A 14,268-nucleotide genomic window follows, 5' to 3' on the forward strand; every position below is an offset into this window, starting at 1 on the left:
AGGAATACCAACTTACAGGCTATAAAAAACTACACTATATCTATTTCGCGCTTGCATACTACTCCAATAATACCAGCCGTAATGCCAAAACTTATTATTATTCACAAGCCGCAGTAAATTCTGTAAACAGCACACATGATAGCGCAGCTGCGGGAGACATCTACCTGATCAAGGGAATGATAGATTATGCCCAGGAAAGGTATAATGATGCTATTGAATCTTGTGAGCAGGCCCTCGGTTTTTATAGCCGACAGGCAGGTATGTATGATGTTTCAATGCCGTCACTTCACAGCATCATTAGCAAAGCCTATGATAAAATGGGGAAAAAGCTGGAAGCGATCAGCTATATTGAAAATATGATGCAAAAATATCCGCCTAATTCCATGACAGACAGCATCACCTATCTTAAAAGGATCGGGCATGCCTACCGGGAATTGAAACGTTTCCCTGAGGCTGAGAGTTATTTTTTGAAGATAAACACCATTTTAAAAGAGCACCACTTAAACCAGGGTGAGATCAATTTAGATTTGGGCAGTCTCTACCTCGACGCACATAAATATGAAAAGGCCAGAACATTTTTATACGAGGAATTAGCAGCACCACACGCAAATTACTCCAAAGGCGGTCAGCGGCAACTTCACTATATGCTTTTCCTTGCAGATTCGGCTACCCATCATTACCTATCGGCAATAAAACACCAAAACTTCCTTAATAATCAATCTGAATTTAAACTTCGCAGGGAAAGGGACAGCGTCGTAAAGACAATGGAGGTTGCCTACAAAGCGCTGGAAAAAGAGCAGGAGATCAAACTTAAAAATCAAAATATCGCAACGCTCAAACAGCAAGCTCTTGCTCAACAGGAAAAGTTAAAACAATCGCAAAAGATCAGCTTGCTAACAGGTAGCGCCCTGTTACTTTCCCTGGCTGTGATAATATTATTTGGCTTTCTCTACCGTCAAAATAAACGGAGCAGCAGAGAAATGTCTCACAAAAACCAGCTTTTATACAAATTGGTATCAGAGAAGGAATGGCTGCTGAAGGAAGTACATCACCGTGTTAAAAATAATTTACATACTGTATTTTGTTTACTGGAAAGCCAGGCACGAACAGCCACTACCGAAGCGCGAAGCGCACTTGAAAAGAGCCAATTCCGTATTTATGCCATGTCCCTCTTTCATCAGAAAGTATACCAGTCAGAAAATATTGAACAGGTGGACTTTGGCTTCTATATCAGAGATTTCCTTATATTTTTGCAGGATAGTTTTGACCTGGAGGCCAGGAATATCAGGATAACACAGCACATAGAGCCCGTGTCTTTATCGCTAAAACAGGCCATGCCATTGGCGCTCGTAGCTAATGAAGCCCTTACTAACGCAGCCAAATATGCATTTGAGGGCAGATCATCCGGAGAGATCAGGCTTACGCTTGAGCAACAACAACAAACTTACCAGTTAATTATCAGTGACGACGGAATAGGTATTCCGGCTAACTATTTATCGGTTAACAGGTCGTTGGGAATGGAACTGATGCATGGGTTATGTGCCGATATTGGCGCTACAATAAGCTTTGAGGTTGAAAACGGAACTAAAATATATATTAATTTTGCGGCTGAACAGGTAAGTGAACGGCCGGTGGAATATCAGAAAATATGAAGAATAAAGTTTTAGTAGTTGAAGACCAGTTCATTGAAGCCAACAACCTGCGAATGGTACTGCAATTAGCAGGTTACCAGGTTTGTACAATAGCACGATCAGTTAAGGAAGCCTTAGAGATCATGGATGCCGAACACCCGGATCTTGTACTACTTGATATATTTTTACAGGGAAGCCAAACAGGTATTGATCTGGCCCGGATGCTAAAGAAACAAAACATTCCATTCATTTACCTTTCCGCAAATTCCGACAAAGAAACTTTTGGCCTTGCCAAACAGACAACTCCTTATGGATTCCTGGTCAAACCATTCCGCGAAAAAGATGTACTGGCCATGCTTGATATAGCCGCCAACCTCCATGATGAGCATCTTGCCCTGGCACGCAAGCCCGCCTCCCATATGGTTCCGGCAATTCTTAAAAAAGCAGCAAATAACTTTGGCATGATCGGGAAAAGCCAGCTATTAAAGGACATCACCCGGTATATCACTATTGCTGCCTCAGCCGATTCGCCCGTATTGATCCTCGGCGAAAGCGGTACCGGGAAGGAGGTTGTAGCGGGGGCCATACATGAAAATTCGGCACGGAAAGAAAAACCGCTCATTGTTGTTGATTGTGCTGCTTTATCCCCTACTCTTATTGAATCTGAACTTTTTGGACATGAAAGAGGAAGTTTCACGGGCGCAACAGATAAAAGAACAGGAAAGTTTGAGCAAGCTGCCGGCGGAACAATTTTTTTGGATGAAATTGGAGAGATGCCCATCGAGATCCAATCAAAATTATTGCGTGTTTTACAGGAAAAGGAAATATGCCCTATCGGTGGAGTACGAAAAAAAGTGAATGTCCGGATCGTAGCTGCTACTAACAGAAACCTGGAGGAAGAGGTTTCGGCCGGAAGGTTTAGGCTGGATCTTTATTATCGCTTATATGTATTTCCGATCCAACTACCTCCTTTAAGAGAGAGAAAGGCTGATATCATACTTATTGCGGAACACTATCTTCAGGTTATCGCAGCAAAAAACAATAAGGCCATCACCGGATTTACGGACAAGGTAAAAAAGGCATTGCTTGATTATAGCTGGCCGGGTAATATACGCGAGCTCATTAATCTTATTGAGCGCAGTGTATTGTTCTGCGAAGGCGGACTAATAAATGACATTGCAATTCCTGTATTTAAACAAGTAAAAGTAGCTGACGGAAACCAGATCAAAACTTTCACTGAAAATGAACGGGACCACATTATTGAAGCTTTGGCAAGGTGCGACTGGAAGCTCTACGGACAGGGAGGAGCAGCCGAAATACTCCAAATAAACGCTTCAACACTAAAATCGAGAATGAAGAAACTGGGTATATCAAAGCAGTTTAATTAATCGGGTAAACGCTGCGTAACGGCTAATAACTTATTAAATATTTTTGCGACAGGTTATCTATTAAAAGAGTATGTGATTGCGAGCGTAGCGCGGCAATCTCGTAGCCAATGCATGTCCGCTCTGTATACTTCGTCGTTCTTCCTCAATGACATGGCTTTTTTAGCTAACATTTTCAACCGATCTGCATCTTCCGAACACCGGAGCAGGGCACACCGACGGCATCGATACCAAACGATAATAACCTGCAATAGTTGAATAATTAAATTATTGCTGTCCTGTAATACAACTCATTGGCTCTCCCTCAAAATCAGGTATTCAATTCACGGCAAAACCCGTACTTATCTGAACCAATCCCCCATCCAGATAAACTCACGGCATCATGAAATTAAACGATTTCACGAAATATCCTGACATCATGCCACACGCAAAAACAATCAGCAACCTGTAAATCAACAAATTAAACACATTGGTATATCCTTTGCATTTACGAATACACGTTTATACTATGAAACAAACGCCTGGATACAAAGAAAGTAAATCAATTACCCAATGGTACCTGACATCAATTAAAACGATCATGTTACGGTACCAGCCGGTTTTTTGCCGGGAATCATCCTCCGGGCTTAATAATAAAATGAATCAGTGATATGGATAATTACAACGCTAAAATGGAAACGATCATCGACTTGCAACAACGTGGAATTGATCAGGATTTTATACTAATTAAAGATTGCCTGTTATATGTAGGTGGTAATGGAACAATCAACCGCGCAGACTTTAACGGCGATGAATCTCCCCGTTTTAAAGACGACCTTCAGCTAAGGGAAAATAACACTCCCCATGCGGTTAGACATCCTGATAATAATCCGGTCCCACTTGAACACGACGAGCTCATCTATAAACGGCAAGCACCGCGCTGGAAACAAAGCTTTCTGGTATTTAAAAACCCCAAATACACTACGGTTCCAACAGATAACATTGCTTTTTTTTACATCCGGAACAATTCCGCAGCGCTGATGTCTTTTAACAAACAGGAGTATGTACTTAACCAATCACTGGATCAAATAACCAGCGCAGTATCGCCAGATCAATTTTTCCGCGTCAATCGTCAATACCTCATCAATTTTAAAGCAATTAAGGAGGTGGAACTTTATTTCATGCGCAAACTACACATAAAGCTTACCGTAGAAACGCCGGAGAAATTACTTATCAATAAGGAGAAATCATCCTGCTTTCTTTCCTGGATGGAAAACCGCTGATATTTATAACTGATTTACTGCCAATGCCATTCCTCATTACGGGGGATGGTATTATTGATCGCCCTCGCATTATCATGGTTATTATGCCGATCAGATATCATAAGGTTACTTGCTTCAAAAAGCTCTACTCCAAAATCAATTTTAGAATATTGGAGAGCACCGGGTTGTGATCATCTGCCCGCCAGTTTACATATAGATCGGTTTGAAATGGGAGCCTGATAAACCTTAATCCGGGGCTTTCATGATACATATAGGAATCTGGTAAGATGGCAATACCAAGTCCCTTTTTGACCATCGCAATTATGGTCGACCCAAATTCGGAGTGCATAAAAACATCGGGCACCAAATCGAACGACTTAAATAACCGCTGGATAATGTCACTATAGCTGCTGCCTTCGTCTTTTACAGGTAAAATAAACTTTTGCCCTTCTAAAGTTTCTTTCGACAGATCTTCAACAGATCGGTAGGGATGATCCTCGGGAACAACTATCGACAAATGATCGGTATAAATTTTTTTCGATTGGATCCCCGGCGCATTGTTATTGTCCCTGGTGATGATCAGGTCAATTTTATAGTTCCTTAGAAATTCCTGCTGGTTCTCATACATTAATTGCACCAATTCTATCTGAAGCTTAGGCAATGCCTGAGCTATCCGGGCCATGATCTCGGGCATGATCGAGCCGGAAATCGAATCGGGATGTGCAATTCTGATGGTGCCGCTTTCGCCCAAATGTATTTGCCGCGCAAATTGATGAATAAACTCAAGTTTACTTAATTCCGTTTCCCACTTTTCTTTCAGGAAACTACCCGCAGGAGTTAGTTTTACATTGCGCTTATTGCGTTCAAATAATTGCAGGCCCAGCTCTCTTTCCAAAGCCTGGATATGACGGCTTAGCGCCGATTGGGTAATATTCATCTTCCCGGCAGTATTCCAAAAATGCAATTCCTTTGCCAGGGCTAAAAAATATCTGATTTGCTGTAAATCCATTAATGCAATATATGCATTAATGGATGACAAAATAGCATTTTATAGCATTTAATACAACTATATATTTGCTCCATGGAAACCCTTACAATTGAACGGATAACTAAAGAAGACCTGGCTAAGCTTCAACAAATCAGCATACAAACTTTTCATGAAAGCTTTTCGGCACTCAATTCCGAAGAAAACATGAACGATTATCTTACAACAAGCTTTTCTGCCGAAAAACTATCTGCCGAACTGGGCAACCAATCATCCCAATTTTACTTCGCCATAGTTGATGCTGAGGTTGTTGGCTATCTAAAACTCAACTTAGGAGAGGCGCAAACGGAGATCAAGGATAACCACGCGCTTGAAATTGAGCGAATCTACGTACTACAGGCCTTTCATGGGAAAAAAGTGGGACAGCTTTTATACGATAAGGCTATCCAAATCGCCGGGCAAATCAACGCAAGCTATGTATGGCTTGGGGTATGGGAAAATAACAACCGTGCATTAAGCTTCTATAAGAAAAACGGTTTTGCAGAATTTGACAAGCATATCTTCAGGCTGGGTACCGACGAACAAACAGATCTGATGATGAAAAAAAATCTGATAAATAATTAAATGATGGATAAAAAAAACGTATTCCTTTTCCTGCTGATATTAGGCACTGCCTTTTGGGGCATATCTTTTTCTATAACCAAGCTGGCTATCGGGCAAGCTTCTTCCTCTACTTTTTTATGCTATCGTTTTTTAGCTGCCACCCTGGTCCTGTCTGTCATATTCTGGAAGCATGTCAAAGCCATCACCTGGGATGCTCTTAAAACAGGAATATCGTTAGCACTGCCACTCACTGCCGGTATTTGTTTACAAACATCAGGCATTAAGTATAGCACCGCTTCACAATGTGCCTTTGTCGCAGGGATGTGTGTTGTCATCATTCCGTTGCTGAAAATTATCTTTTACAGGGCTGTTGCCCCTGTTAAAATCTGGATCGCAGCCTCAATTGCGCTGATGGGGTTATTTGTTATTTCAATCAAAAAAGACCTCTCCATCAATATCGGGGACCTATATACAATTGCCGGTTCTTTTGCTTTCGCCTTTTACCTGATCAAAGTAGAAAAGCATTCTAAATCCCGGAATATTGTAAGCACAATTGTACCAATGTTTGCAACCTGTGCGGCTATTACCGGTTGCCTTGCATTAACAGACAGCCAGGCCAATTGGCTGCCGGAAAGCAATTCATTCTGGACAGGCATCATATTCTGCGCACTGTTTTCGACAGCATACATGTACACCATTTCAAACATAGCCCAACGCTACATCAGCGCTGAAAGGGTATCCATTATCTATCTTTTTGAACCGGTGTTTGGTGCGATAGCAGCGTTCTTTATTTTAGGTGAGGAACTCTCCTGGCGGTTGCTGCTGGGTGGTAGCCTGATCCTGGCGGCTACCCTCATCTCTGAGCTCAAAACTCCCGAATGGCTAACTTCGCTAAGAGATAATGGCTAACAGAGTGGGCTTGGCTCAATAACTACTTCGATTGATATTACTCGTACGTCGATTAGTTTTTGCTCGCGGTCTATTATTGCTTATTAAATTTTTGATTATGGGTTCCTTTGCTGGAATAAATATCAAAAATGAAAAAACTATCCCTCCTCATATTGCTCTTTATAGCTTCGTTTGCAGCGTCTGCAAACGCTACTACAAAAACTAATGTGGTACTTAACCGTACCGAATCAGGCTCTGGTATCACCGGCGTGGTGCTCGATTCGGTAAGTGGTAAACCGGTCGATTACGCCACAGTAACCATCATTGATCAGGCCAGCGGCAAAATTATTTCCGGTTCACTCACCAGTACCGACGGTAAATTTTCTATCGGAAAATTAAATGCAGGCACCTACCGTATCAAGGTCAGCTTTTTGAGCTACGCAGATCAAACCATATCAGGCGTTAATTTGACCGATGGAGAAACAAAGAAGCTTGGACGCATCCTGCTTAGCCCTAATGCTAAAGTTTTGAATGAAGTACAGGTAACTGCAAAAAAGGCATTGGTTGAAGAAAAGATCGACCGTACGGTTTACAATGCCGAAAATGACCTCACCGCGCGCGGTGGTGATGCTTCTGATGTTATGAAACGCGTACCAATGGTTTCTGTGGATATGGATGGCAATGTAAGTCTGAGGGGCAGCCAGAATATCAAGGTGCTTATTAACGGCAAGCCATCGGCCATGATGTCGGCCAGTGTTGCGGATGCGCTTAAGCAAATCCCTGCCGACCTGATCAAGAGTGTGGAAGTGATCACCTCGCCATCGGCTAAATATGATGCTGAAGGCTCGGGCGGGATCATCAATATTGTATTGAAACAAAATACACTTCAGGGACTTACGCTAAATATCAATAGTACTGCCGGTACACGCGGATCAGGGCTTGGGCTTAATGGCGGGTATAAAGTGGGTAAGTTTAACTTTTCGGTTGGGGGCTTTGGCCGCGGCAGCTACAACTCACCCGGTTCTTTCAGCAACAGCCAGACAGTTAGCAGCCTTACCTCAAATGATGTTTATCTGACTACACAAAGTGCCACAACCAAAAATAAATCATTGTTTGGCAGGTATAATTTAGGGATGGATTATGACATCAGCGAACACAATTCGCTTAGTTTGGGTGTAGTTATTGGTGCCAATAACCGGCCTACAACGCAGGATAATTTCCTGACACAAAGCTATCTTAATGATGAGCTCACCAGCTCCATGTTACAGCGGAATAAGATAACCAATAATTCAAACCAGGTTGATGCTACGCTTACCTATACCCTTACCGGCAAAAAACCTGAACGGGAATTTAGCATACTGACCGAATACAGCCAAAATAACAGAGATAATAACTTTGAAAACATTTACCTTGATCAAAGCAATGGCTCTGTAACCGGAGGGCTCAAAAACAACAATAACAGTGTAAATAAGGAGCTCACTTTTGAGGCCGATTACCAGACACCTACATTCAAAAACCAATTGCTTGAGTTTGGCGCTAAAGATATTATCAGGACTGTAAGCAGTGATTATACCTATTTTTCGGCTGCGGACGGCACACTTAACTATCAGCCCATATCTTCGGCTAACCTGTCAAACGCTTTCAGTTACAAGCAAAATGTAGCCGCGGGGTATCTTTCTTATACGCTTTCGCCTATTAAAAATTACACACTCAAGGCAGGTGCACGTTACGAGTACACCAATATTACTGCCGATTTTAATAGTGGTTCATCTGTTACTATACCTAACTATGGGGTACTGGTGCCCAGTGTAAACCTGGCCCGTAAATTTGACAATGGCGACATGATCAAATTTGGTTTTACCCGCCGTATCCAGCGGCCATCGCTTGAGTTTTTAAATCCTAATATCCAGGCCTCAAACCCGCTTAGTGTTACAGTAGGTAACCCTGCACTTTCGCCCGAGTATACCAATAATTTCGAGTTGGGTTACAGTACCCATATCAAAAATAATAGCGTCAATGTATCTGCCTTTATGCGTAATACCAATGATGCTATTCAAACCATCAGAACATCCAGTGGTGACACTATCAGAACTTCGTACCAAAACCTCGGAAAACAGAATGCTTACGGATTGAGCCTGTCATTCAACCTGTCGCCAATCAATAAGCTAAGCATCAATGGAGGGGTTGATCTGTATCACCTTAGCCTTGATAACCAGGATCCTGATCCGTTGTTTCATGCTAACAACCAGGGTTGGGTAGCCAATTACCGTTTATTTGGTAGTTATGATCTGTCGGATAAGTATTCTATCCAGGCTTTTACTTTCCGTCGTTCGCGCCAGATCCAGTTACAGGGCTACCAGGGAGGTTTTGGTGTATATAACGTTAGCTTTAACCGGTATTTTGCCAAGAAAAAGGGCAGTATTGGTATTGGGCTCGATAATTTCCTTACCAGTGGCTTTCACGTACCAACCGTGGTTAATTCAGGCAACATCAGTCAGCAAGCTGTTAGCATAACACAGATAAGGAGTTTTGAGATCAGGTTCAGTTACCGCATTGGCGGCCTTACCCAGGCCAAGCCCAAAAAACCTAAAAAGACCATCAATAATGATGACCTTAAGGACAGCGGCACCAACAATAGCAATAATTAAACTTTCAAAAAGAGAAAAGGCTCGCAATGCGGGCCTTTTCTTTTTAATCATATCTGATCGCTACCAACCTTATGGTTTAGCAGCTGCTTCAGGAAGTAATTGCATGCGGATGTAATTTTTACCGCTCAGGTATTTTTGAGCAGTGGCTTTTACGCTTTCTACAGTTACGCTGTTTAAGTCTTTAGTATAAGTATCTAATTGGTGGAGATCTTCCTTGTCATTGATCTGTCCACCGATATAGCCCAACCAGAAACCGTTTGTGCGTACTGCCGTTTCCCTGCTGCGGATACTTTCGGCGCGCCATTTATCGATGTTAACCTGTGCCGGGCCATTGATTTTGATCTTGCTGATCTCGTCAAGAGTTGAAGCTACCAGTTTGTCGGCATTTTTGGGATCGCAGCCGAAGTACACAAATACTGAATAGCGTTGTGTAGGGAATTTGCTGTTGTTGGCAAAAGCACCCGGCGAATAAACACCGCTTTCGTCTTCCCTTAAACGCTCAATCAACCTGATCTCCAGGCACTCCTTCAACGCATCCAGCTGGATTTTTTCGGCAGCACTGTAATCAAACACGCCCGACCAGATCAAATCAACAGTAGCTTTAGGCTCCGAGCCTTTATATACGTTTTTAGCTATCTGTCCTTCGGGAATGTGAATGCCCAGATCTTTAGCCTGTTCGCCCAGGTTCTTGGCCGGCAATGAGGCTATATATTTTTCAAGCAGCGGTTTAATTTTTTCAATGTCGATATTACCTACAAAAGTGAAGGTCATTCCCGATGCATCAGCAAAACGTTCTTTATAAATTGCATACTCGCGGTCAAGGCTGATCTGATCTATTTTGGCAATGCTCGGACCTGTACGGCGAACGTTATTATTACCCAACACTGCGCTTAAAGTATCCTGAAAAACAGCGTTAGGATCGTTCAGCCTGTTGGCAAGCCCTGCTTTTGAGCTGGTAATAATTCCCTGGAACAGGTCGGCATCTTTACGTGGTTCGGTCAAATAACCGTAAATAAGTTCAAATGCGGTTTCCAGGTCTTTAGGCGTTGAATTACCGCTAACACCCTGCGTACGCTCGCTTATATACGGGCTTACACTCAATTGTTTTCCTGAAAGATATTTTTCAAGCTGTGTAGGGTTGTAATTACCCACCCCAAATGATTCTACCATCCCCGAAGCATGGGCAGCAGACTGGTAATCAACATCGCTGTAAAGCGAAGTACCTCCCGGCGCCGAAGCGCTGAACAAGATCTCATTATCTTTAAAATCGGTTGGTTTAAGTACAACTTTAATACCGTTGCTTAAGGTTAGAGTAGTAGTACCCAAAGCGGCATCTTTGGTTTCGCCTGTGATTTTACCTGCGGCCGGTGCATTAGCTAATAGTGGCTGTTTGCTAACCTCATCATTGTAAGGTTTCAGGTCTTCAGTTTCAACATCTTTAATCCAGGTATTAACTACAGCTTCGGCCGGCAGGGTTGCTTTATCCTTTTCTGGCGCCAGCAGCATCACATCGCGGTTAGTGCTTTTGATGGATGTTTTGGTAATGGCATTAACCTCGCTAAGCGCTATGCCCGGCAGGTCATTTTTTACCAGGTCATACTCGTAGCTTATGCCCGGTGCCGCAGTACCTTTTAAAAAGTATTGCAGGTATTCGTTTACATAACTATCGGAGTTGGTTTTGTTTTTTTCTTTCAGCGAGGCTTCCATATCGCTCAAAAAGCTTTGTTTAGCGCGGTCAAGCTCGGTTTGTGTAAAACCAAAACGTTTGATCCTTTCGGTTTCGCGCCAGGCGGTTTTGAAACCTTTTTCCAGTTCGCCGGGTTTGGCTACAGCATATACGCTATAGGTATCCAATCCGCCTAAAAAGCCGCTAAGATCAGCGCCACCTTGTAAATATGGGGGATTAGCCTGGCGCATGATTTCTGCATAACGCGCACCCGACATCCTGTTGAACAAGCCACGGGTGATACTTTCGCGGTATTGAGTTGCTGTATGTAAGTCAAGCGCAGCCTGCTTCATAAACACCTGGGCTACGGTTACAGTCATTTCCTTATCAGTGATAGCGATAAACTGATTTTGCCCCGTCAATGGCACCGTATATTTAGTACGCGGTTTTTCGGCAACGGGCTTTTTCAAATCGCTGAATTTTGCTTTAACCACCTTCTCCATCTCGTTCACATCGATATCCCCCACCACGATCAAAGCCTGCAAGTCGGGACGGTACCAGTCATGATAAAAACGTTTGATGGCTTCGGGTTTGAAGTTATTCAGCACTTCATCGGTACCGATAGGCAGGCGTAGCGAATAACGCGAGTGGTTCAGGATCACAGGCAGGTAAGCCCGTTGCATCCGCTCCTGCGCACCTTTGCCAAGGCGTTTCTCTTCTAATACTACACCACGTTCTTTATCAATCTCTGTAGGATCTAAAGTAGCGTCCTGTGCCCAGTCGCGCATGATCTGGATGCCATTTTTCAGGATCTCCGGATTATCCGACGGAATAGGAAGTTGGTACACCGTTTCATCAAACGAGGTATACGCATTTAAATCGGCCCCAAAACGTACGCCCGATTTTTGCAGATAGCTTACCAGCTCATTCTTCGGGAAGTTTTTAGTGCCGTTGAAGCTCATGTGCTCCATAAAGTGGGCAAGACCGCGCTGACTGTCATCTTCAAGTACCGAACCAATTTTGTTAGCCAGGTAAAAAGTAACACGTTTTTTGGGCTCCTCGTTATGACGTATGTAATAGGTAAAACCGTTAGGCAGCTTGCCCGTACGCACCGCAGGATCAAGTGGCAGATTCTTTTCGGCAGCAGCCTTTACAACTTTCGGTTTACTAACCTGTGCCCAGGTCGGCGCCGCCTGAAACGACCAGCTAAGCGCAAGGCCTACGCTGGCCAATAAAATAGTACTTTTTATGTTTTTCATATTTTGTATATCGGGTTAGGATTTAGCGCTAATTTAAAAAAGAGCCGGTATTAAACCGGCTCTCCGGAAAATTAAATTAACTAAAACTAATAAAACGTCCTACCGGGACTTCTTTATGATAGCGCCAATGCTATCCATTTATATTTTTAACTGTTAAATATCTTTTTAAGCTGCGCATCTATATCCGCTGCGGCAGGGTTTATTAAAACCACATTCCCGGCAGCATCAAGCACAATAGCAAACGGCACCGACTGGATACCTAAAGCATTCATCATTACTGATGCATCCTTGCCGTCCTCATATCTATCTATCCCCTGCTCCCATGGCATTGCTTCTTTAAGCATCGCGTTTTTCCAGGCTTTGCTGTTTTGATCAATTGAAACACTTACAATCTCAAACCCATTGGCGTGATATTTTTGATATAACTCCTTGAGATGCGGAATGGATGCCCGGCAGGGCATACACCATGATGCCCAGAAATCAATGAGCACCACGCGGCCTTTTACCGACGATAGTTTGATGGCCTTACCATCCGAGCCTTGCAATGTAAACTCAGGCAACACTTTGCCAACCACCAAATTTGGATTGGTCACCACAGTATCTGCAGGCAGCGCCGTAAAAGCATCGGCCTGTTTTATCCCGGCTAAGCTAAACACTACCATAGCGCATACTATTAAAATTCGTTTTTTCATGCCGATGATATTATAGAACCTGTAACTCAACTAATTTCCTTTTTGGCGGAAAGCATTTGTTATTATCGCAAACCTGGTAATAAAGTCCGCATTTAATTACCATACCCGGCTTTAGCGTTGCCGCGTCTATCTCAGTTTTAAAAGTTGCTTTATTTTCCCATACAAACATGCCCTCGCCGCCGGTAAATGGCACACCGGCTGAACTTTGCCACTCGCTGCTTGTTATGCCCTGTGGCAATTCAATAACCGCCTGTGTTGGGATAAACGGGCTATCTTTAGGCACATAAGCATAAATATGCCATCCATTTAAAATAGCGGCATCAATTACCACCTCTTTTTTTCCGGCTGCACCATCAACCAGTTTCGCGCTGATCGCTACAGGATCAGCAAGGGTTGGCACAGCAGTATTTACTGTTTTGATACCACCCGATGTTGCCGGGGCAATTGCCGCTGTTTCGGTTTTATAAGTATTCACCATGAATTTGAAACCGCCCGATTCGGTGTAATAAAGATTTGCTTTGTTTTTGGTCAACCAATCACGCCATTCTTTGGCCGATGCAAATTTCTCTGTAGTGTATCTTTCCAATACTCTTTGGGCCAATGCAGGCTCCTCCCCTTTTTCGAGCATCTTGATGCATTTTTCAAGCAGCTCTATCTTACGATTAGAGATACCCAGCTTTTTGGCGTCTTCATCAACCTGTAAGGAATAAGCATCCAGCGGATAAAAGTATTCAAGGTTGGCAAGGTAATATTTATGATAAGCTGCTGTATTGGTTCCAAACATATCGTACATACCGCTACCGGTCCAGCTTTTCAGGTAATCGTCAAAGCTTTGTGTATCATCAGTAACAGGCATTTTCAAAAACATTTCGTTCCCTCTGCCAATGTCCTCACCTTTGGCTTTGCGGTCTTTAAGCTCCTGCTGCATTTTCAGCAAACGGGCGTTACCTTCTTTCCGCGCTATCAATGCTTTTTCATACAGGCCCTTATCTGCGCGGTAGATCATTTCATTTACCCATTCACGGTTCTCGATTTGCACCTTTTTCATGATGGCTTTCTGATGATCAAATTTTTTGATGTAGCAAACAGTGTTCACCAAAACATCCTTAGCTTCATCCGTCATGTGGTCAGGCGAGCCGGAAAAGCCCCACATAAAATAATTGCCCTGGCGGCCTAAGGCTACCGCTTCGGCATTTTTCAGGCAAACACCACCGCTTATAGCTTCGGCATCGGGCGAGTCATTAAACCCTTCGCCGTGAGCTACCATGCC

At 43.2% G+C, this 14,268-nt stretch carries 10 protein-coding genes; 6 read left to right on the top strand and 4 right to left on the bottom strand.

Annotated features, from left to right (window positions below; translation table 11 throughout):
* The 3 genes from VF500_RS06865 to VF500_RS06875 all read left to right on the top strand — a co-directional run.
* Nucleotides 1-1,652 (top strand): tetratricopeptide repeat-containing sensor histidine kinase (locus VF500_RS06865; protein WP_330858955.1); only part of this gene is annotated, 1,652 nt, incomplete at its 5' end.
* Nucleotides 1,649-3,019 carry a sigma-54 dependent transcriptional regulator gene (locus tag VF500_RS06870; RefSeq protein WP_330858956.1) on the top strand — a complete coding sequence of 457 codons (1,371 nt, stop codon included), beginning with the start codon at nt 1,649-1,651 and terminating at the stop codon, nt 3,017-3,019. The genes VF500_RS06865 and VF500_RS06870, both read left to right, overlap by 4 nt.
* A gap of 647 nt (nt 3,020-3,666) precedes the next feature.
* Nucleotides 3,667-4,278 carry a LytTR family DNA-binding domain-containing protein gene (locus VF500_RS06875; protein WP_330858957.1) on the top strand — a complete coding sequence of 204 codons (612 nt, stop codon included), beginning with the start codon at nt 3,667-3,669 and terminating at the stop codon, nt 4,276-4,278.
* A 124-nt stretch (nt 4,279-4,402) separates the two neighbouring features.
* Here the strand turns inward: VF500_RS06875 and VF500_RS06880 are convergent, their stop codons facing one another.
* Nucleotides 4,403-5,266 (bottom strand): LysR family transcriptional regulator, encoded by an 864-nt coding sequence (locus tag VF500_RS06880; protein WP_330858958.1) that lies wholly within the window; start codon nt 5,264-5,266, stop codon nt 4,403-4,405.
* Nucleotides 5,267-5,338: 72 nt separating this feature from the next.
* Here VF500_RS06880 and VF500_RS06885 point away from each other — a divergent pair, with 72 nt between their 5' ends.
* From VF500_RS06885 to VF500_RS06895, 3 genes are all read left to right on the top strand, one after another.
* Nucleotides 5,339-5,866 carry a GNAT family N-acetyltransferase gene (locus VF500_RS06885; protein WP_330858959.1) on the top strand — a complete coding sequence of 176 codons (528 nt, stop codon included), beginning with the start codon at nt 5,339-5,341 and terminating at the stop codon, nt 5,864-5,866.
* Nucleotides 5,867-6,754 carry a DMT family transporter gene (locus VF500_RS06890; protein WP_330858960.1) on the top strand — a complete coding sequence of 296 codons (888 nt, stop codon included), beginning with the start codon at nt 5,867-5,869 and terminating at the stop codon, nt 6,752-6,754.
* Nucleotides 6,755-6,882: 128 nt separating this feature from the next.
* Nucleotides 6,883-9,381, top strand: coding sequence for an outer membrane beta-barrel family protein (locus tag VF500_RS06895; RefSeq protein WP_330858961.1), 2,499 nt, complete (start codon nt 6,883-6,885; stop codon nt 9,379-9,381).
* Between the two features lie 69 nt (nt 9,382-9,450).
* Here VF500_RS06895 and VF500_RS06900 read toward each other — a convergent pair whose 3' ends face one another.
* The 3 genes from VF500_RS06900 to VF500_RS06910 all read right to left on the bottom strand — a co-directional run.
* The gene (locus VF500_RS06900; RefSeq protein WP_330858962.1) at nt 9,451-12,306 is read right to left on the bottom strand and encodes a M16 family metallopeptidase; all 2,856 of its coding nucleotides are present in this window, start codon (nt 12,304-12,306) and stop codon (nt 9,451-9,453) included.
* A gap of 146 nt (nt 12,307-12,452) precedes the next feature.
* A complete protein-coding gene (locus tag VF500_RS06905; RefSeq protein WP_330858963.1) occupies nt 12,453-12,998 on the bottom strand; it encodes a TlpA disulfide reductase family protein in 546 nt (181 codons plus the stop codon).
* Between the two features lie 10 nt (nt 12,999-13,008).
* The coding region (locus tag VF500_RS06910; RefSeq protein ID WP_330858964.1) for a protein-disulfide reductase DsbD domain-containing protein at nt 13,009-14,268 on the bottom strand (1,260 nt) is incomplete at its 5' end.

The organism is Mucilaginibacter sp., assembly GCF_036383575.1.
Taxonomy (GTDB): domain Bacteria; phylum Bacteroidota; class Bacteroidia; order Sphingobacteriales; family Sphingobacteriaceae; genus Mucilaginibacter.